Raw genomic sequence first — 19,419 nt, 5'->3', positions numbered from 1 at the left:
GACACAACTCCTCGCCGTCGAGGCAATCGGTGCGGTGACCTCACCGTCCTCCCGCCCGGCGACCGGGGTCAAAGGAATGTTCTCTATGCCCGGATAGCGGCCCCCTATGACTCCAGGTGTGCTTCCAGCAGCGCGTCGAGCGCGTCCCGTACGCCCGCGCCGCCCGCCACGTTCAGCAGCGAGCGCACCATCACGGACTCCCGTGCGTGCGGGGTGACGACGAGGCCGACGGCGGGGCTGGGCTCGGCCTCGTCCCGGGCCAGCCGTACGACCCGCATCCCGCGGGGGATCCCGAACATGTGCAGCCACGCATGGGAGATCACGCTCGACCACCGGCCCGAGGCGAGATGGGCGTAGAGCGCGTCGAGGGTGTCCGTCTCGACGGCGGGGAAGGCGGTCGCCCCGTCGGCGGCGAAGAGGTCGTCGAGGATGCGGCGGTTGCGCATCCGCCGGGGCAGCAGCACCAGCGGCAGCTTCGCCGCCTCCGCCCAGCCGATCTCGGTCTGCGCGGCGCACGGCCCGTCCACGGGCGTGAGCAGCAGATACCGCTCCTCATAGAGAGGGAATTTGCGTACGCCCCGCAGATCCTCGTCGTCCAGATACGTCAACGCCGCATCGATCTCGAACTCGGCCAGCCGCCGCATGATGTCGCGCGAAGACAGCGACTCCAGCTCGACGGTCACCTGCTGGTGGCGTTCGCAGAACGGCGTCGTGATCAGCGAGGCGACGGTCATCGCGGTCGGGATCGCCCCCAGCCGCAGCGTGCCGGTCAACTGGCCCCGCATCTCGGCGAGTTCGTGGTGCAGCGCGTCCCGCTCGTGGAGGATGCGCCGGGCGCGGTGCAGAACCCGTTCGCCCTCCGGGGTCAGCCCCTCGAAGCGGGCGCCGTGCTGGACGAGCGGCACATCCAGATCGCTCTCCAGCTTCCGTATCCCCGCGGACAGGGACGGCTGCGAGACGAAACACGCGGCGGCGGCACGCGCGAAGTGACGCTCGCGGGCGAGCGCCACCAGATATTCCAACTGGCGAAGCAGCATGCCTCAGCATGTGCCAGGCGGCCCGCCGCAGTCCAGAGCGGTCGTGGACGATCGCCGGCGCACCGCCCGGCGTACGGGAAGATGCGAGGCGATACGGGCCGAGGGGTTCGCATACGTCAGGCGATGCGGGACCATGGCTTGCTTCTGCGGTTCCCTCCACCCGGGGCGGGGCATACCACGGGAGGACGTGTCACGGTCGACAGCTCTCTGGGGGCGGCGATGAGCGGACTCAGCAGCCCGCGCCGTACGGCGGCACCACCCGCCGGGTCGTTCGCGCTCAGCGGAGACCTGGCCGAGCCGTCGCGGCTGACGGTCGCCGATCTGCGCGAGCGCTTCGAGCAGCACGAGGCGGAGGTCGTCTTCCACTGCGCCACCAACGGGCCGCAGCGGCACACCTTCTCCGGGCCGCTGCTGCGGGAGGTGATCACCGGGGCGCGCCCGCTCTTCGATCCCCGGCGGCGCAAGGACCGTTCACGCTTCATGGTGTCGGTCACCGGCGGCGACGGACACCACACGGTGCTGTCCTGGGGAGAGATCGACTCCGACTTCTGCGACGCCCCCGTGCTGCTGGCGACCGGCATGGACGGACGCGATCTCGACCTGGCGGGAAGCCAGTTGGTCGCGCCGTGGGACCGGTGCGGTGCGCGGTACGTCAGCGCGATCAGCAGCGTCTGGGTGGGCGCGCCGCCGCCCTTCCCGGCGGACGATCCGGAACCGCTGGTACGGGTCGGGGCACGCGCCGGGAGCGGTGGCGGGAGCGCAGGCCCGTACCGGCGTACGGCGGGGTGAGACGGCGCCGCCCACACCGGACCGGACCGCCGTACCGTACGCACCGGACGTCGTCTCCGTACGGACGCGCGTGCGCGCAGCCCCAGCTCGCGGCTCCCCCTGCGGGCCGGGGCGCGCGCCCCCGCTCCCCCGGGTCAGACGAGGACGTTCTTGTGGAAGACGTTGGCGTACCGGTCGATGTTGCCCACGCTGGTGCGGGAGGCGAAGCCGAAGCAGAGCCGGACCTCGCCGTCGGCCGTCTGGTTGATCGCCATGCCCTCCGGCTCGCGGTAGACCAGCGACTTCCCCGCCTTGGTCAGGGCGCGCTCGACGACCTTGCCGGTGTTCAGATCGGTGGTCGTGATGAAGGAGTTGATGTCGGCCTGGTCGGCGTGGCCGTCGCCGTCGAGCGTGTAGAGGTAGCTGCCGAAGACGGTGTAGCCCTGGAACGTCACGCCGCCGTCGCCCAGCTCGGGCTGGGTGATCTTCGCCAGCTCGTCGGTGAACGTGCCGTTCTCGACGTCGATGCTGGAGAAGTCGTAGAGCCGGTAGGTGAACTTGCCGGACTCCTTGCGGCGGACCAGGATCCGCTTGTTGACCGGGTCGGTGGCGCAGGTGATGGTCTTGCTGCCGGTGAAGAACTTCTTCACCCCGGACGGGGCCTTCCCGTCGGCGAACTTGAACCGGGCCAGCGCGGTGCCCCGTCCGTCGTCGCCGCCCCCGCTCGAGTCGCACTCGACCCAGATGTAGGTGTCCTCGCCGCTCGGCTCCACGCCGATCGAGACGCCGTGCCCGGCGCTGTCGATGTGCATCTTCCCGGTGACCTTGCCGGACTCGTCGAGCCGGTTGATGCACAGGTCGTCGCCCGGACTGCCGTCACGGATCTGCGCGATGAACAGATGACGGTTCGCGGTGTCGAACGCCATGCCCTGCAACGCGTGGTGCTTCTCGTCCAGCAGCACCTTGCGGAAGACGTCGTACGCGGGCTTCGACAGGTCGAACCGCTTCGATCCGGGGACGGCCGCGGACGCCGTGCCGACGGTCAGCGCTCCCGCCCCTCCGGCGGCGAGGATGGTCGCGCCTCCCGCCATGAGCAGACCGCGTCGTGAGAGCTTCCCTCCGGACATGACCGTCCCTTTCGTCGTCGTGCGCGTGGCTCGGGCGAGTCCAGATCGTCGCGCACTTCGGCGAGTTGTGAGTACGGGTGCCGGAATCCTGCGGAGATGTCGTGACGGAAAACATCCATGGCTTGACGGAAGGAGGGGCCTGTGAAGCGCTCCGGCGGGATCCGCTGAGGCACTACGCCGTGACGGCGGCGGCGCTGCCCGCGGCGATCGCGGCCATGGTGCGCAGCACCGCGGCGTTCACGGCCTCGGCGCCCCAACTCCCCTGCTCCAGCTCCTTCGCCCGCTTGTAGAGCGCGCCGGACCACGGGATGGAGCGGTGCAGGCTCGGCAGCGTGCCGCTCGCCGAGAGCAGCCCCGCCAGCGCGGCCGTACGGGCGTCGGGCTCCGCTCCGTCCAGCAGGACGGCACGTACCTGTCCGACGAGGGCCTTCTTGTGCGCGGTGTCGGCGATCGTCAGCGACGTCGAGGGGATGAAGCCCAGCCACTTGGTGCTCCTGCGGCGCACCGTGCCCCGCTTCACCAGCCGGTCCAGCACGGGGGTGCGCAGTCCGGTGCCGACCTCGGCGAGGAGGGAGTGGACGCCGCGTACGCGTGCGGCGACCGTGTCGTAGGCGCCGCGCAGCAGCGGATCGGAGGGCGGACGGCCGGTGCCGGCGCGCACCTTCACGCCGGTGAGGCCCGTCTCGTTCGGGTCGGCCGCGATGTGCCCGCCGAGGCCGAGTTCGACCAGCACGGCGCCGCCGAGGGTGTAGTACAGCGTGCCTTCGCCCGCGATCGCCCCCGAGGCGTCGTCCATCATCAGCAGCGTCAGGTCTTCGGCGATGAGCGGTTCGTTCTGCATGGTCTTCGCTTCCGGTCGGTCGGCGACGGCACGGCACGGGCGGGCGAGCGGCCCGGACGCCCGTACGCACCGGCACCCGGGGCCCGCCCCCACCGCACAGGCCACACCGTGCCGTTACGGCACAGTCAAGGCCGGACCTCCCGTACCGGCTCGGCATGGTGTGCACTGGGGGGCATGGCCTGGAGCACCCGAGAGATCGCCGAACTCGCCGGCGTCAGCCTGCGCGCGGTCCGGCACTACCACGAGGTCGGGCTGCTGGCCGAGCCCGAGCGGCGCGCCAACGGCTACAAGCAGTACGGCGTCGCACATCTGCTGCGGCTGCTGCGCATCAAGCGCCTCACCGGCCTCGGGTTCTCGCTGGGGCGGATCGGCGCCATGGACGACGCCGACGACCACCCCGAGGAGGAGTTGCGTGCCCTCGACGCCGAACTCGCCGCCACCGTCGAGCGCCTCCAGCAGGCACGCGCCGAACTCGGCGTGATCCTGCACCGGTCGCTGCCCGCCGGCCAGCCGCCGGAGTTCGCGGGGGCCGCCCATGCGGACGTCTCCGAGGCGGACCGCTCGCTGTTCGCGGTGATGACCCGCGTCCTCGGGCCGGGTCCCCGCCGGGCCTGGGCGGAGGTGATGCGGCAGCAACCCACCCACGCGGACAAGGAGTTCGACGTCCTGCCCGCCGACGCCGACGAGGCCACCCGCCAGGATCTCGCCGAGCGCATGCTGCCGCATGTCCGGGAGGCGTACGCCGAGCATCCGGACCTGCGCACGCCCAACGCCGGCGCTCCCCGTGGCGAGGCGTTCGCCATGGAGACGATGGGGAGGGCCTTCCGCGATCTCTACAGCCCGGCCCAACTCGACGTTCTGCAGCGCCTCAACGCCCTGCTGACGGCGGACTCCGGGAACGTACGGCCGTAGCCGCACCCCGGCCTGCGTTCCGGAGCCCCGGCGCCGGAGGCCGTAGGGCGGGGCGGTCCGCTCACCGGGAGGCGTACGGCAGCAGCGCCATCTCCCGTGCGTTCTTGATCGCCCGCGCCAGCCGCCGCTGCTGCTGCGCGGAGACCCGTGTGATCCGGCGGCTGCGGATCTTGCCGCGGTCGGAGATGAACCTCCGCAGCAGATCGGTGTCCTTGTAGTCGATGTACGTGATGCCGGCCTCGTCCAGCGGGTTGCGGCGGGACTTGGCGGGCTTGCGGGGGTCATGGTGACGTGGCACGGGATCTCCGGGGATCGGGACGGGTCGGAACGGACGGGACGGGGCGCCGGGTTGGCGCCGGTGACACCTAGGTGTGGTCGAGCAGGGACGCGAAGGCCGGCGGCAGCCGCCGCCATGCGTCGGGTCCGGCGGCGTACTCGGCGTCGGTCAGCAGGCAGGAGTCGAGGAGCTTCGCGAGGCCGTCGCGGTCGAGGCCGGGCGAGGTGAACACCAGGTGCTGGCCGCGGTCGCCGTTCTCGGGGTGCCAGTCGACCGCGGCGGCGGCCCTGCGCTCCGGGGTGACCATCTCCCATGCGGCGTCCGGCAGCGCGGCCAGCCACGGACCGGCGCTCTCCACACTGAGCGCGCCTCCGGCGGCGTCCCACGCCAGCAGGGTGTCGGGACGGTCGGCGAGCCAGAAGCGCCCCCTGCTGCGGGCCGCGGCGCAGGTCAGATCCTCCAGCGCCCCGTAGAGCCGCTCCGGGTGGAACGGCCGGTCGCGGCGCCAGACGAAGGTGCTCACCCCGGCGTCGTCCGCCTCCTGCGGCAGCAGCGCACACGTGGGGTCCTGCGCCGCCGCCGCGGCCCGTATGTCGAAACCGGCGAACGCCGCCTGCCCCAACTCCTCGGAATCGGCCCGCACATGGCGCGCCGTGCCGTGCAACTGGCTGAGCAGGGCGGCGTCTTCCTCGTCCGCGGTCTCGCTGTCGACGAGGACGAGCACGGGGGCGTACTCCAACTGCCGGGCGAAGGTGTCCGCCACGGTCCGCTGGTCGGTGGGGGCCGCGGCGAGCCCGGCGTCGGCCAGGTCGTCGCCGTTGCCGAGGCAGGGCAGCAGCAGCGCCGGGTCGACGGCCGTGAACACGTTGGTCAGGACGAGGTGTTCACCGTGTACGGCCACGACCTCGGCCATGGCCTTGGGCTCCACCGAGTCCCACAGCTCCACGACGGCCAGCCGCGTCACGCCGTCCGCGGCCAGCCGCTCCAGCTCGGGCACGAGGTCCTCGCGGAGGGCGCAGCAGGCGCAGTCGTTGACCAACGGCGCCTCGCCGGCGCTCAGTTCGCCGGAGGCGTCCCGTACGGTCCGGCGCACCGTGCCCCTGACCGCCGTCGCGTGGTCGTGGTGCAGCGCGACGCTGCCGGGCACCGCGCGCAGCAGCCGCAGTACGACCTCGGCCCGCGCCTCGGCGTGCAGCCCGCAGACGATGACGACGGGAAGTCCCGGATCCGCCGTCATCGGCGGACCTCTCGGCGGCCGTAGCGCCGCTCGAAGCGCTCGACCCGGCCGGCCGTGTCCAGTACGCGTGCCGTGCCGGTGTAGAAGGGGTGGCTCGCCGAGGAGATCTCGACGTCGATGACGGGGTAGGTGTTGCCGTCCTCCCACTGGACCGTGGCGTCCGCGGTGGCGGTGGAGCGGGTGAGGAAGGCGAATCCCGCGGCCTTGTCACGGAAGACGACGGGACCGTAGGCGGGGTGGATGCCCTGCTTCATGGCGGTGTCCTTTGCGAGGCGTCAGCGGGTTTCGCGGAAGTCGACGTGCCGCCGGGCGACGGGGTCGTACTTGCGCAGGGTCAGTCGGTCGGGGTCGTTACGGCGGTTCTTGCGGGTCACGTAGGTGTAGCCGGTCCCAGCGGTGGACCGGAGCTTGACGATCGGGCGCAGGTCGTTCCTCGGCATGTGTGTAGTATATGGAAATGATTTCCATTAACAAAACCGTCCGACGACGAGAGGCAGGTCACTCGTGTCCGCCCGCTGCCAACTGACCGGCGCCGAGCCCCGGTTCGGCAAGACCGTCTCCCACTCCCACCGCCGCTCCTCCCGGCGCTTCGACCCCAACGTCCAGCGCAAGCGCTACTGGCTGCCGAGCGAGGGACGGCACGTACGGCTCGTCCTCAGCACGAAAGGCATCAGGACGGTCGACGCCATCGGCATCGAGGCCGCCGTGGCCCGTATCCGCGCGAAGGGAGGGAAGGTCTGATGGCGAAGCGGAGCAAGATCGCCAAGAACGAGAAGCGGAAGGCCGTGGTGGAGCGGTACGCCGCCCGCCGGGCCGAGTTGAAGGAGATCCTCCGCCGCCCCTCCTCGACGGAGGCGGAACGGGAGGCGGCCCTGCGCGAGCTGCGCCGTCAGCCGCGCGACGCCAGCGCGACGCGCGTACGCAACCGCGACGCGGTCGACGGGCGCCCGCGCGGGCATCTGCGGGCGTTCGGACTCTCGCGGGTGCGGATGCGCGAACTCGCGCACAAGGGATATCTGCCGGGGGTGACCAAGTCCTCCTGGTGAGCGGCCGGTTGGAGGAGCGCGGCGGCCGCGCCTGATCCGGAGCCCGGCCTACGACAGGGCGGCGCCGCCGGCATCGAGCCGGGGGCGCCGCCGAGGTTCGGCCGGTGGTCCCGCTTGAGGGTCAGTGGTCGTCCCAGTGGCCCTCGTGTGCGGCGTGCCGGTGTCCGTCGTGCACGTAGTCCACGTGGTCGCCGTGCGGAACGGCGACGTGTCCGCACCCGTCGCCGTGCGTGTGCTCGTGACCGGCGTGCTCCCGGTGCTCCTGCGGGTCGCACTCGTCGGTGTGGTCGCCGTGCGGGCGGTGCAGATGGCCGTCGTGCGAGTAGTCCACGTGGTCGTCGTGCGGGACGGCCACGTGCCCGCACCCTTCGCCGTGCAGATGGCTGTGCCCGTCGTGAATTCTGTGCTCCGTCGTTGTCACGCTGCTCAACTCCAGTCGTTCACCCCGGCATCGACAACGAAAGCCGGTCCGAACAGACCGATGGATACCGGGGAATTCCGGGGGGATATTCGTGAAGCGTGTCACGCGGACCACCGGGAGACAACGAAGGGCGGACGTGTTGAGAATCCGCCGGTGAGGAGCGGAGAGCGCGCAGGGGATGGCGTACGGACCTGCTCGCGGCGCTTTACCGGAAATCCTCGGACGCACTATCTCGACGGCTTCTCCTCAGCCGTCCCCGATGGCGACGGGCGACCGCGGTGTCCCTTTCCGAATGGGCGGACGACGGCCCCGCGAGCTCAACTGTCAGCGGGGCGCCCAGAGTCGGTCGGCGTCTCCGGCCGCGAGCCGGTCGCGATAGACGTCGATCTTGTGAGTGATCATCCGCAGGCTGTCCTGAAGTTCCGCGATCTGCGCGACGACCTGGTCGCGATGTGATGTGAGCAGATCCAGGCGATCGTTCTCGTTGCCCTTTCCGGCGGTCACAAGCTCGGCGTACCGGCGGATTCCTCTGATCGGCATCCCCGTGGCCCGCAATCTGGTGCAGACGGTGATCCACTCGAGGTCGAGCCTGTGGTATCTCCTGCGGCCGCCGTGAGTGCGATCCACGGGTGTGACGACGAGCCCGGCACGCTCGTAATACCGCAGCGTATGGGCGCTGACGCCGGTACGCCGGGCGGCTTCGGCGATGCTCAGTCCCGCCTCGGGAATCTCGTCGCCCGCCTCGTGATTGACTTCGAGCACGCTCGAAATCCTAGCGTCGACCGGCATGACTCCCGCCCATCGATTCTCAGCAGCGACGAGGGACGCCGACCGTCGCCGCCAGCTGCTGGTGCTCGCGATCTGCTGCGCCGGCGTGATCGTCGTCGTGATGGACATCTCCGTCGTCAACGTCGCACTGCCCGCCGTCCGAGACGACCTGGACGCTTCTGCCGCAGGTCTGCAATGGACGGTCGACGCCTACACGCTGGTGCTGGCCGCCTTCCTCGTCGTGGCCGGATCGACGGCCGACCGCTTCGGACGCCGACGGGTGTTCGTGCTCGGGCTCGTCGTCTTCGGGCTCGGGTCGCTGGGCTGCGGGCTCGCACCGGGCATCGGGTGGTTGATCGCTGCGCGGGCGCTCCAGGCGGTCGGCGGCACGATGCTCAATCCGGTCGCGATGGCGATCGTCGCCAACACCTTCACCGAGCCCGCCGAGCGAGCACGGGCCATCGGCGTATTCGGCTCCATGACCGGGCTGTCGCTGGCACTGGGGCCGGTCATCGGCGGGCTGCTGGTCGACTCGGTGGGCTGGCGCGCCGTGTTCCTCGTCAACGTTCCGATCGTGATCGCAGCCGCCGTGTGCTCGGCGCTGTTCATTCCCGAGTCGCGCGCCGCGCGTGCCCGCAGATTCGACCCCGTCGGACAGGTGCTGGTGGTGCTCTTACTGGGCTGCGTCGTCTACGCGGTGATCGAATCCAGGTCGCTGGGCTGGGACTCCGCCCTCATCCTGGCCCTCGTCGCCACGGCTCTCGTCAGCGCTGCCGGGATCGTGCTGTATGAACCGCGCTGCGCGGACCCGCTCTTGGAGCTGCGGCTGTTCCGCAGCGTGCCGTTCAGCGCGGCGATCCTGATGGCGCTGTTCGCGCTGTGCGGCTTCCAGGCGTTCTTGTTCGTGACCACCCTGTATCTGCAGAACGTACGTGGGATGCCGGCCTCGACGGCGGGCCTGTGCCTGGTCCCGATCGGCGCGCTGGTGCTGGTGCTCTCGCCGGTGTCGGGGCGGCTCGTCGGTGCGGGCGGGCCACGGACTCCGCTGCTCACGGCGGGTGCCGCCCTCACAGCGGCCGGGGTCGCATCGCTCTGGCTCACTCCCCGGACTCCGCTGCACTTCGTGCTCCCGGTCTACGTTCTGATCGGGATATTCCTGGGCATGGTCAATCCTCCCGTCACGGACACGGCGGTCTCCGGCATGCCGCGGTCGATGGCCGGGGTGGCGGGGTCGCTGGCCTCCGCGGGCCGGCAGACCGGGACCACCCTGGGCGTCGCGATCGCCGGCGTCGTCGTCGGGCCCGCGCTGCCCCGCGGAGGACCCGCCTTCCTGGAGGCGGCCCAGATCGTGTGGTGGATGGTGTCCGGCGTCGGGGCCGGCCTGGTGCTCCTGGCGCTGCTCAGCACCGGTACGTGGGCCGAGTCCACGGCGGCCCGCACCAGGGCGCTGTTCAGCGAGCTCGACCCCAAGTCCGGTACGGCGGCGGCCACTCCACGCCGCACGACTTCGCCGACCCGCGACGGCGCCGGAACGGAGTGACGCACCTCGTCCCGCGATGCCCCGGGACCGGGCTGGGCAGGAGGGGCCCCCACGGCCGCTGCCCAGCCCGGCGACTTCACCGGCGGTACGTCATGTGCCGTGTCCGCCGCGGCGGTTGGACGCCCGGGGCGGAGCGGTGCGCGTGCGGGGCGGCCATGGGACCTCCGTGATGTACGAACGGCACCCCGACGCTATATGAAAATGGATCCCATGAGCAATGGGGAGATATGCCACATCGGGCGGCACACCCCTTGCGAGCCGCCCGCGAACCCGTGTGAACCGCCCGCGAAGCGGCCGCGGTTCAGCGCACGGTTCAGCGCGCGTCGGCGGTGAGCACCGTGAGGATGCGCGTCGTGCGCTCGCCCTCGTGTGCGTCCCTGCCGTGCCAGCAGCGGTAGTTGTCGACGAGCAGGACGTCCCCCTCCTCCAGCGCGAACCGGGGCAGCGTGCCCTCCAGTTCGCGTACCGCCTGCCCGAAGCGGCGCAGCATTGCCTCGATGTGTTCCGCATCCGGGTCCCGGTGCAGGGGCACCGCGCCGTCGGTGCGGCGGACGATGCGCCGCCCCGTACGGGTGTACTCGACATGCCTGCCCGCACGGGGAGTCGAGGGCAGACCGCGCAGCCCGGCCCAGGCCCCGTAGAAGTCGACGTCGGCCTGCGTCAGGAACTCCCACAGCTCCGGGTCTTCGGTCCGCAGGGCGTCCACGAAGCGGTACGCGTCGGCCACGAAGGACTCTCCCCCGGACGAGGGGCTCCGCGTCAACTGCACGAGGGCGTAGTCCTCGTCGGGGTGGCGCCGCCTGACGGGGACCCCGGCGACGTCCACCACGACGTCGAAGCTGTCCGCGTGCAGGTGTACGGGCGACCCGTCGGACGAGGACCGCATGCGCTGCGGGAAGAGCCGGCGCAGCCGTTCGCCCAGCGCGAGGGCGGCCGCGACGGTCAGCGCCCGCGGCGACGGCTCCCCGCCGGTGAGCACCACGGCGCCGTCCCGCGCGAGGCTGTGCGCGATCCCGTCTGTGTCCTGCGTCTCCAGGTCCTGCGTCTCCAGGTCCTGCGTCTCCAGGTCCTGCGTCTCCAGGTTCTGCGTCTCCAGGTCCTGCGTCTCCAGCCGCTCCGGGACGACTCCCGCGCCGGCCCGCCCGGCGGACGTCTCTCGCATCGTCTCTCGTCTCCTTTCACTCGACTCCCCCGCGTCGGAGGGGAGTTCGCGAACGCCGCCGCCCTACGCCGGAAGCAGGGACGTGTCGGGCGCGACCGGCCGGGCCGGCACCCCGGGGAAGCTGAGCGTCCGGTACACGGCGACGTTGCCGGCCAGATCGGCGCACGCGCGGGAGGCCGCCGTGGCCCTGCGCGTACAGGAGGGGTCCCTGGAGTCGAGGAGCACCCCGAGCGTCGTACCGCTGTGCCCGACGGCCACGCCGAGGCCGCCGACGTCCCGGCAGATCTCCAGCATCGGTTCCAGCGACCGCTTGTACCGCAGCGACTGGTTCATCAGGGCGCTCCGTGTCGCGACCCGCCCCACCTCCGCCAGGTCGTGCCGCGGTATGGCGGAGGTGAGCCGGCCCAGCAGCCGTGCATATTCCCAACCCTCCGCCGTGGAGTAGGACTTGGGGACGCGGTTGAAGTCGACGGTGTCCACGGCGCCGCCCTCGTCGACGCCCACCACCGTCATCGCCGGGAGGGATCCGAGGACCGCCCGGAGCCGTACGGCGCGGTGGTGGAAGGCGACGATCGCCGGGTAGAGCACGCCGTCGGTCGGCTCGATGGGGGCCAGCAGCCGTTCGATACGGGCGGGCGGCATCGGCACGTTCAGGGCGTTCGCCACGGCACGTGCCGTCGCGACGAGGTCCGCCGAGGAGCTGGCCAGGCCCTTGCCCTCGGGGATGACGCTGCTGACGGTCAGCGCTCCCCCGGCCGGGCCCGGCGTCTCCTCGGCGATCGTCCGGGCGAGCCGGAGGGCCTTCGTCTTGTGTGCGGGCCGCACGGTGATCCGTCCGGCTCCGGGGTCGTGCCGGAACGTGGCCATGCTCCACCGGGCGACGGGCAGCGTGACCAGGAAGTCGCCGCCCTCCTCCGGCAGTGCGCCCTGGAGCAGTTCGCCGAACGTGCCGAAGGCCGTTCCCACTCCCGTCGTCCCCTGCACCGGTGTCACATCGCGGGGCGCTTGCACGTGTCGTTCTCCTCAATCCTTCGCCGCCGTGCGGCCCGAGTCCCGTACGACGGCGCGCTCTTGGCCGGGCACGGCGATGCGCGCGTACCCGTGCGAGGCGCCTGTACGGGGAAGAGCCGCGCCCGGTGTCCCGGCTCCGGGACGGCGTCGAGCCGGGATCCGTGCGCTGTACCGACGGGGAGTCAGATGAAACTCATTGTCGTTTGTAGCCTAACCGATGCCATGGATCACGCGAGTTGACCAGGGGGTCTGTCAGGTCACACCGCTCCACGCGGTTCCCGCGGAGGCGCCGCGAAGCCCCCGTAAAGACACCGACGGGCACTGATGCGCTCTTGACAATCATTTCCATTTACTCGATGCTCCGTGGGGCACGGCAGCCGCCGGGCTGCTCGCGTCTTCCCACGTCGTCGGCGGGGTGCGATCGGCGGCGACGTCCGCCGACGTGCCGTCGGCTGCCGTGAGTTCGCCGCTCCGGGGAGACGTCCCGCCGCGCGGCGCGGCCCGCCGTGACCGGTCCACAGGACGAACCAGCAGGAGGAGCAATGCGGGCGCAGAGCCGCACGACGACAGCGCCGTCCCACGGGGATCCGGCCGGGACCGGGGCGCGGACGCCGTACGGCGCCTTCGTGCCGTTCCGGAACGCAGCGGTCTGACGGGCCCGGAATGCATCCCCACATAGCGGAAGCCATGAAGCAGCCCGATCTGGTCCGTGTGCAGCCGGACTTGGTGTGTCTGCGCTTCGAGACGATGAAGATCTATTCGGCGCTGGGAGCGGTGCGTCATCTGCTCGACTCGGGGGCGGTACGGCCGGGCGACACCCTCATCGACTCGTCGAGCGGCATCTATGCGCAGGCGCTGGCGCTCGCGTGTCACCGGTACGGGCTCCACTGCCACATCGTCGGTTCCACGACCGTGGACCGCACGCTCCGTGTGCAGTTGGAGATTCTCGGCGTCACGCTGGAACAGGTCGAACCGTCGCAGAATCTGCGGCTGGACCAGGAACTGCGCGTACGGCGGATCTCGGAGATCCTCAAGGACAATCCGTCGTACCACTGGATGCGGCAGTACCACGACGAGATCCACTACTACGGCTATCGCGGGGTCGCCGGCTCCCTGGACCGCGAAATCCCGGCGGGCGCGGTGACGTTGGTCGGCGGTGTCGGCTCCGGCGCGTCCACGGGCGCCCTCGCGACCTATCTGCGGGAAGCCGGCCGGGACGTGAGCGTCGTGGGCGTACAGCCCTTCGGGAGCGTGACGTTCGGCTCGGAACACGTCTCGGACCCGGACATGATCATCGCGGGGATCGGCAGCGCCATCGCGTTCCGGAACGTACGGCACGCGCTCTACGACCGTATCCACTGGGTGAACTTCGAATGCGCCCTGTCCGGCTCCGTCGAACTGCTGCGCAGCACCGGGATATTCGCGGGGCTCTCCAGCGGTGCGGCATATCTCACGACGTTGTGGGAGCGCAGCAGACGCGGCCCGCGGACGTATGTGTTCATCGCCGCGGACACCGGTCACCGCTATGTCGACAGCGCCTTCGCCCAGCACCACAGGGCCCAGGACATCGACGCCCTGAGCCCCCACGAGATCACCTCGCTCGACGAATTGAGACACCCGTGGTCCACCGCCTCGTGGCCCGACGTCTCCGCGTCGCGGCACGGCAGTTGACGAGGAAAGCGCGCGAGAAAGCAACGAAGGAAACGACGAAGAACCCGGCCGGATCGAGAGGGCCGGCTCCCTGCTCGCAGAGCAGCAGCACATCCGCAGTCCGACGAGAGAATGCGACGAGAGAACGAGAATGTCACACCCCAGGCCCTGCACCGTCGCGGAGTTGACCGAGGGCGTGCTGGAGGGCGCGTACGGTCCCGATCCGAAAGGCGTGACCGTCACCAGCGCCTTCTGGCTTTACCACACCACGCGGCTGGCAGGCGGCGAGGTCACCTACCACAACCACTATCTTCTGCTGCGCGCCGGAGCGAGCTTCGGGGCCTGTTCCTTCGAAGCGGGCGAACTGAGCCCGGAGTTGTGCGAGAACGCCTCCGGATTTCCCCTGGAGACGCTGCTGCGCAGCGAGACGGCGCCGGTGCGCATCGCCGCGCTGGACGCCTATCTCTCCTCCGTCCGTCCGCACCGCAAGGCCCCGGAGGCCGAGCCGTTCACGCTGCCGACCGGGACTCCGGAGCAGCGGGCCAGGGCGCGGGACACCGCCGTCGCCGGGCTGCTCGACATCGAGCCGGGCAGCCGGGTCGCCCTGATCGGTGTGGTCAATCCGCTGATCGAAGCGATACGCGACCGGGGCGGAGTCTGTCTGCCCTGCGATCTGAATCTGCGGACCACCCAGTGGGGAGAGCCGGTCTCGGACGACATGACCGACGTCCTGGGGCAGGCCGACGCCGTGGTGGCCACCGGAATGACGCTCGGCAACGGCACGTTCGACCTGATCCTCGAACACTGCCGGCAGCACGGCGTACCGCTCATCGTCTATGCGCAGACCGGCAGTTCGGTCGTGCGCGCGTTCCTCGCGAGCGGCGTCACCGCGCTGTCCGCCGAGGGCTTTCCGTTCTCGCAGTTCAGCGCGGACGCGACCGTCCTGTACCGCTACCGGGCCGACCGGACCGATCGGGCCGCGACCGCGCGGGAGGTCTCGTGAGCACCGGGGCCGGGACGTCGCAGAAGGCGACGCGGACGATGGGTGAGGAGCGTGCGGCGGACGCGCTGCCGGGCGATCTGACGATGACGCGCAGGCTGTGGCCCCTGCTGCTGGCCTCGGCCGTCGGGCTGCTGCCGTTCACCGTCTTCAGTACGTATCTGGTGCCGATCGCGGACGAGTCCGGCAGCAGCGTCGCGGCGATGGGCGGACTCCGTGGACTCGGCGGTCTCGCGGCCCTGTTGGTGGGCACCGCACTGGCGCCGCTGATCGACCGCGTCCCCCGGGAGTGGGCCGCGGCCGGCGGCCTCGGGGTGCTGGCCGTCTCGACCGCGCTCGGAGCGAGCGGCGAATATCTGCTGCTGGTGGCGTTCTGTCTGCTCGTCGGCGCCGGGACGGCCGTGCTCAACCCGGCGCTGACGGCGGCGGCGGCCGACCGGTTCGGCACCGGGAAGGCGGCCAGCCGCGCGGCGACGCTCGTCACCGCGACCCAGTCGATGACGGCGATGCTGGCGGCGCCCGTGATCGCGCTGCCCGCGGTCCTCTGGGGCTGGGAGGGCGACCTCCTCGCGGTCTCGGCGGTCTCGCTGCTGCTGGCGGTGGTGCTGCTCGCGCGGCGCGCCCCGTCCGGTACGGCGGCGGACGAAGAGGCCGACGGCGGCGGGAAGTTGAGCTATCTGGCCTCCTTCAAGGCGCTCGCCGCGATGCGGGGCGTGGTGCCGCTGCTGCTGATCTCCCTGCTGCGTACGGCCGTGTTCATGGGATACCTGGCGTATCTGGCCGCGTACTACGACAGCCGCTTCCACCTCGACCCCGGGCTCTTCTCGTTGGTCTGGACGCTCAGCGGCGCGTCGTTCTTCGTCAGCAACCTCTGCACGGGGCGGCTGACGAACTCCGCCCGACCCGGCGTGCGTACCGAGCACTTGCTCGTCCTCGGGCTCCTCGCCGCGCTGGCGTCCGTCGTCGGCTTCTACTTCACGCACTGGCTGCCGCTGGCGCTCGTCCTCACCTCGCTGCACGCCGCGAGCCATGCGGTCGTCGCCGCGTGCGCGGTGAGCCTGCTGGTGAGGCGCTGCGGAACGCTGCGCGGATCCGCGCTGAGCATCAACGCCGCGGGGATGAGCCTGGGCGTCTTCGTGGGCGCGGCGCTCGGCGGCGTCGGCCTCGGCCTCGGCGGCTATCCGGGGGTGGCGCTGGTCTTCGGCACGCTGACGGCGGTCGCGCTGGGAGCGGCGTTCCTGGTCTCCCGCCGCAGCGGCGGTACGGACGGCGGGGAGGGCGACGGCTCGTCCGAGGCCGGCACGCCGGACGCCGTATGAAGGGCTCACCGGTGGCGTCCGAGACGCCCGAGACGCCCGTGACGTCCGCGAGCGGCGACGAGGGTACGGCGGGCGGCGCGGGCCGGGACGCCCAACGGCCCGCCCCGCGCCGGGGGTTGACGCTCGTATGTCTCGCGCTGGCCGCCCTGCTCCTGGTCTCCGTCGTCGTGGCGATCGGGCTCGGACCGTCCGTCATCGCCCCCGCCGGGACCGCCCGCTATCTGTGGGCGGCCCTCTCGGGCGGGGAGATCCGCGCGAGCGAGGCGACCACGTACCAGGTCGTCTGGGAGATCCGCGCTCCGCGGGTGCTGCTCGCCGCGCTGGTCGGTGCGGGACTGAGCACCATGGGCGTCGCCATCCAGGCCATGGTGCGCAACGCGCTGGCCGACCCGTACGTACTGGGTGTCTCGTCCGGGGCGTCCGTCGGCGCGGTCGGCGTCACCGTCACCGGAGGTCTGGCGGGGTTCGGTATCCACGCCACGTCCGCCGGCGCCTTTCTGGGGGCGCTGGCGGCCTCCGCCCTCGTCTACGCCGCGGCGGCGGCCCGTACGGCGCTCTCCCCGCTGCGCCTCATCCTGACCGGGGTCGCCATGGCGCTCGGCTTCCAGGCCGTCATGAGCGTCATCGTCTATCTGATCCCCGGCAGCGAGGCCACCAGCACCGTCCTGTACTGGACGATGGGCAGCTTCGGCGCCGCGAGTTGGGCGGCGCTGCCCGTCGTGGCCGTGGCGGTGCTGCTCGGCATCGCCGTGCTGAGCCGTCACAGCCGCGCCCTGGACGTGATGGCGCTCGGCGACGAGACCGCGGCGAGCCTGGGCGTCTCCCCCGACCGGTACCGCAGGGGGCTGCTGGTCCTCATCTCGCTCGTCACCGGCGCGATGGTCGCCGTGAGCGGCGCCATCAGCTTCGTCGGGCTGGTCATGCCGCACCTGGTGCGCATGGTCGTCGGGGCCGTGCACGCCCGCGTCCTCGCGGTCGCGCCGCTCGCCGGGGCGGTCTTCATGGTGTGGGTGGATCTCGTCGCGCGCACGCTCGTCGCCCCGCGTGAGCTGCCGCTCGGCGTGATCACCGCCCTCGTCGGCGTCCCGGTGTTCGTCACGCTGATGCGCCGCAGGGCCTACATGTTCGGGGGCCGCTGATGGATCTGACCCTCGACGGGCTCTCGGTCGTCACCGACGGCAGAAGCCTGCTGCGCGACCTCTCGCTGAGCGTGCCGGACGGCCGGTGCACCGGCCTCGTCGGCCCCAACGGCAGCGGCAAGTCCACCGCGCTCAAGTGCATCTACCGGGCGCTGCGCCCCAGTTCGGGGACGGTACGGATCGGTGAGCGTGAGCTGCCGCGGCTGGGCATGCGGCAGAGCGCACGGCTTGTGGCCGCCCTCACCCAGGACGGCGAGATCGACCTCGACTTCACCGTGGAGGAGGTCGTCGCCCTGGGCCGTACGCCGCACGGCAGGGGCAACCGGCCGCTCGGCGCCGCGGAGCGGGAGCTGTGCGAACGGGCCATGGAGCGGCTCGACATCGCGCACCTGGCACGCCGCGGCGTCCTGACGCTCTCCGGCGGCGAGCGTCAACGGGTGCTCGTGGCCCGTGCGTTGGTGCAGGAGCCGGAGATCCTCGTGCTCGACGAGCCGACCAACCACCTCGACGTACGCCACCAGGTCGAGCTGCTCTCGCTGTTGCGCGGCACGGGCCTGACGACCCTCGTCGTACTGCACGACCTGAATCTGGCCGCCGCGGCCTGCGACCGGCTCGGCGTGCTGTGCGACGGGCGGCTGGTCGCCGCCGGAACGCCCCGGGACGTTCTGACGCCCGAGCTGCTGTACGACGTCTTCGGCGTACGGGCCACCGTCGTCAGCCACCCGCTGACCGGCGACCCCCAGGTCCTGTACTCGCTCACCCCTGCCCCGCCCGCCCCGCCCGGCACCGCACCCGAGTCCGCCCCCGGCACCGCACCGGATCCGTCGCCGGATCCCTCGCCGCGTCCCTCAGACCCCGTACCGAACGGAAGTGACACGTCATGCACCTCAACCGGCTGCTGAACCGGCCGCTCGACAGCCCGCTGAACCGCGCCCGTCGGCGCGCCGCCGTCGGATCGGCCGCGGCCGCCGCGCTGTTGCTGAGCGGATGCGAAGCCGACGTCGAGACCGACGGGAAGGAGTCGCGGAAGGTCACCGTCAAGAGATGCGGCGAGCCGGTCGAATACACCACGCCGAAGCGGGCGGTCGCCTACGAGGGCGGAAGCGCCGACAAGCTCTTCAGCCTGGGACTGGCCGACCATGTGTACGGCTATGTGATGCCGCCGGCCAACCCGCCCGTGAGTGAGTCGCCGTGGGCGTCCGACTACGCCCGGGTGAAGAAGCTCAGCGACGACCTCCTCAACAAGGAACTCGTCGTCGACGCCAAGGCCGACTTCGTGGTGGCCGGCTGGAACTCGGGCTTCAGCGATCAGCGCGGCATCACGCCGAAGATCCTCGACAAGCTCCGCATCCAGAGCTTCCTGCACACCGAGAGCTGTTACAACTACCCGAAATTCCCCGAGCGCAAGGCGCCGTTCGACGCTCTGCACACCGATCTGGAGCGGCTCGGGAAGATCTTCGGGGTGGAGAAGAGGGCGGAGAAGGTCGTCGACGGTCTCAAGAAGCGGGAGCGGGCCGTGGAGTCGAAGGCGCCGAAGGGCGACCCGCCGCCCGTCTTCCTCTACGACTCGGGCACGGACCAGCCGTTCACCGCGGGGAACCAGGTGCCGCCCGACGACATCATCGAGAAGGCGGGCGGCAGGAACATCTTCTCCGGCCTGAACGAGCGCTGGACGCAGGTCGGTTGGGAGAGCGTCACCAAGGCGGAGCCCGAGGTCGTCATCATCCTCGACTACGGGGACAAGCCCGCCGAGAAGAAGATCGACTTCCTCAAGAAGTCGCCGCGGACACGGGAGTTGCCCGCCGTGAAGAAGGACAACTTCTTCATCCTCGACTACAACGAGGGCATCAGCGGCCCGCGCAACGTCGACGGCCTGGAGAAGTTCGGCAAGTACCTGCGGAAGCTGAAGCGCTGACGTCCGGCCCGCTTCCGGCGCCGTAGCACGGAAGGCTCCCGTACGGCCGCGTCTCCGACCCCCGGAGGCGCGGCCGTTCGCTGTGTCCGGACTCCCGGCCCGAGCCGGTCCTCACGGCCGCCGCCGTCGCGCGGCAGCCGCCGAGCCGTCGTGCGGCCGGAACCCACGGGACGGGCCCGCGCTATTTCTCCGCCTCCGGGGCGCCCCATCTCCCCTGCCCCGCGGCCCAGTTGGCCGTGCGGTCGTCGC

22 protein-coding genes are annotated in these 19,419 nt (G+C 71.2%); 11 read left to right on the top strand and 11 right to left on the bottom strand.

The genetic code is table 11. From position 1 onward, the window contains the following. Positions 1-104 precede the first annotated feature (104 nt). Positions 105-1,037, bottom strand: a complete 933-nt coding sequence (locus tag AN218_RS13800) for a LysR family transcriptional regulator (RefSeq protein ID WP_070017132.1) — start codon at positions 1,035-1,037, stop codon at positions 105-107. A 219-nt stretch (positions 1,038-1,256) separates the two neighbouring features. On the opposite strand from AN218_RS13800, the gene AN218_RS13795 reads away from it, so the two are divergent. Continuing rightward, positions 1,257-1,826, top strand: coding sequence for a molybdopterin-dependent oxidoreductase (locus AN218_RS13795; RefSeq protein ID WP_070017131.1), 570 nt, complete (start codon positions 1,257-1,259; stop codon positions 1,824-1,826). 134 nt (positions 1,827-1,960) lie between these two features. Here the strand turns inward: AN218_RS13795 and AN218_RS13790 are convergent, their stop codons facing one another. Then, positions 1,961-2,932 (bottom strand): phage baseplate protein, encoded by a 972-nt coding sequence (locus AN218_RS13790; RefSeq protein WP_070017130.1) that lies wholly within the window; start codon positions 2,930-2,932, stop codon positions 1,961-1,963. Positions 2,933-3,104: 172 nt separating this feature from the next. After that, the gene (locus AN218_RS13785; protein ID WP_070017129.1) at positions 3,105-3,773 is read right to left on the bottom strand and encodes a GOLPH3/VPS74 family protein; all 669 of its coding nucleotides are present in this window, start codon (positions 3,771-3,773) and stop codon (positions 3,105-3,107) included. 174 nt (positions 3,774-3,947) lie between these two features. Here AN218_RS13785 and AN218_RS13780 point away from each other — a divergent pair, with 174 nt between their 5' ends. Further along, the gene (locus AN218_RS13780) at positions 3,948-4,685 is read left to right on the top strand and encodes a helix-turn-helix domain-containing protein (RefSeq protein ID WP_070017128.1); all 738 of its coding nucleotides are present in this window, start codon (positions 3,948-3,950) and stop codon (positions 4,683-4,685) included. 61 nt (positions 4,686-4,746) lie between these two features. Here the strand turns inward: AN218_RS13780 and rpsR are convergent, their stop codons facing one another. The 4 genes from rpsR to rpmG form a co-directional block, all read right to left on the bottom strand. Then, complete coding sequence (gene rpsR / locus AN218_RS13775; protein ID WP_070017127.1) at positions 4,747-4,983, bottom strand: 30S ribosomal protein S18; 237 nt, start codon at positions 4,981-4,983, stop codon at positions 4,747-4,749. Between the two features lie 67 nt (positions 4,984-5,050). Beyond that, a complete protein-coding gene (locus AN218_RS13770) occupies positions 5,051-6,199 on the bottom strand; it encodes a CobW family GTP-binding protein (protein WP_070017126.1) in 1,149 nt (382 codons plus the stop codon). Then, positions 6,196-6,453, bottom strand: a complete 258-nt coding sequence (locus AN218_RS13765) for a type B 50S ribosomal protein L31 (RefSeq protein WP_070017125.1) — start codon at positions 6,451-6,453, stop codon at positions 6,196-6,198. Before AN218_RS13765 ends, AN218_RS13770 begins: the two co-directional genes overlap by 4 nt. A gap of 21 nt (positions 6,454-6,474) precedes the next feature. Continuing rightward, positions 6,475-6,639, bottom strand: coding sequence for a 50S ribosomal protein L33 (gene rpmG, locus AN218_RS13760; RefSeq protein WP_028434278.1), 165 nt, complete (start codon positions 6,637-6,639; stop codon positions 6,475-6,477). A gap of 64 nt (positions 6,640-6,703) precedes the next feature. On the opposite strand from rpmG, the gene rpmB reads away from it, so the two are divergent. Together rpmB and rpsN are read left to right on the top strand one after the other, a co-directional pair. After that, complete coding sequence (gene rpmB, locus AN218_RS13755) at positions 6,704-6,940, top strand: 50S ribosomal protein L28 (protein ID WP_070017124.1); 237 nt, start codon at positions 6,704-6,706, stop codon at positions 6,938-6,940. Then, positions 6,940-7,245: a 30S ribosomal protein S14 gene (rpsN, locus tag AN218_RS13750; protein WP_070017123.1), complete on the top strand. Its 306-nt coding sequence runs from the start codon at positions 6,940-6,942 to the stop codon at positions 7,243-7,245. Before rpmB ends, rpsN begins: the two co-directional genes overlap by 1 nt. A 121-nt stretch (positions 7,246-7,366) precedes the next feature. On the opposite strand, the gene AN218_RS13745 is transcribed toward rpsN, so the two are convergent. Then, entirely contained in the window at positions 7,367-7,666 is a 300-nt protein-coding gene (locus AN218_RS13745; RefSeq protein ID WP_070017122.1) for a hypothetical protein, read from the bottom strand. A gap of 324 nt (positions 7,667-7,990) precedes the next feature. Continuing rightward, positions 7,991-8,428 (bottom strand): MerR family transcriptional regulator, encoded by a 438-nt coding sequence (locus AN218_RS13740; RefSeq protein WP_244900446.1) that lies wholly within the window; start codon positions 8,426-8,428, stop codon positions 7,991-7,993. 25 nt (positions 8,429-8,453) lie between these two features. Here AN218_RS13740 and AN218_RS13735 point away from each other — a divergent pair, with 25 nt between their 5' ends. Beyond that, complete coding sequence (locus tag AN218_RS13735) at positions 8,454-9,974, top strand: MFS transporter (RefSeq protein WP_079132147.1); 1,521 nt, start codon at positions 8,454-8,456, stop codon at positions 9,972-9,974. 313 nt (positions 9,975-10,287) lie between these two features. Here the strand turns inward: AN218_RS13735 and AN218_RS13730 are convergent, their stop codons facing one another. Continuing rightward, positions 10,288-11,136, bottom strand: coding sequence for a TauD/TfdA family dioxygenase (locus tag AN218_RS13730; protein WP_079132146.1), 849 nt, complete (start codon positions 11,134-11,136; stop codon positions 10,288-10,290). Positions 11,137-11,199: 63 nt separating this feature from the next. Next, positions 11,200-12,147, bottom strand: coding sequence for a GHMP family kinase ATP-binding protein (locus AN218_RS13725; RefSeq protein WP_070017120.1), 948 nt, complete (start codon positions 12,145-12,147; stop codon positions 11,200-11,202). Positions 12,148-12,810: 663 nt separating this feature from the next. Between AN218_RS13725 and AN218_RS13720 the strand changes: the two genes are divergently transcribed. From AN218_RS13720 to AN218_RS13695, 6 genes are all read left to right on the top strand, one after another. Next, positions 12,811-13,818 carry a pyridoxal-phosphate dependent enzyme gene (locus AN218_RS13720; RefSeq protein WP_070017119.1) on the top strand — a complete coding sequence of 336 codons (1,008 nt, stop codon included), beginning with the start codon at positions 12,811-12,813 and terminating at the stop codon, positions 13,816-13,818. 130 nt (positions 13,819-13,948) lie between these two features. Then, entirely contained in the window at positions 13,949-14,800 is an 852-nt protein-coding gene (locus AN218_RS13715) for a Rossmann-like domain-containing protein (protein ID WP_070017118.1), read from the top strand. Next, positions 14,797-16,116 (top strand): MFS transporter, encoded by a 1,320-nt coding sequence (locus AN218_RS13710; RefSeq protein ID WP_244900445.1) that lies wholly within the window; start codon positions 14,797-14,799, stop codon positions 16,114-16,116. The genes AN218_RS13715 and AN218_RS13710 overlap by 4 nt, the downstream gene beginning before the upstream one ends. Next, complete coding sequence (locus AN218_RS13705; protein WP_070017117.1) at positions 16,113-17,255, top strand: FecCD family ABC transporter permease; 1,143 nt, start codon at positions 16,113-16,115, stop codon at positions 17,253-17,255. The genes AN218_RS13710 and AN218_RS13705 overlap by 4 nt, the downstream gene beginning before the upstream one ends. Continuing rightward, on the top strand, positions 17,255-18,157 hold the full coding sequence (locus AN218_RS13700) for an ABC transporter ATP-binding protein (RefSeq protein WP_079132145.1): 903 nt from the start codon (positions 17,255-17,257) through the stop codon (positions 18,155-18,157). The genes AN218_RS13705 and AN218_RS13700 overlap by 1 nt, the downstream gene beginning before the upstream one ends. Continuing rightward, on the top strand, positions 18,136-19,170 hold the full coding sequence (locus AN218_RS13695) for an ABC transporter substrate-binding protein (protein WP_079132144.1): 1,035 nt from the start codon (positions 18,136-18,138) through the stop codon (positions 19,168-19,170). The genes AN218_RS13700 and AN218_RS13695 overlap by 22 nt, the downstream gene beginning before the upstream one ends. Positions 19,171-19,419 lie beyond the last annotated feature (249 nt).

This window comes from Streptomyces nanshensis (genome assembly GCF_001751255.1).
GTDB classification, from domain to species: Bacteria; Actinomycetota; Actinomycetes; order Streptomycetales; family Streptomycetaceae; genus Streptomyces; species Streptomyces nanshensis_A.
The sequence above is the reverse complement of the archived record's forward strand: the minus strand, read 5'-3'. Positions and strand labels throughout refer to the sequence as shown.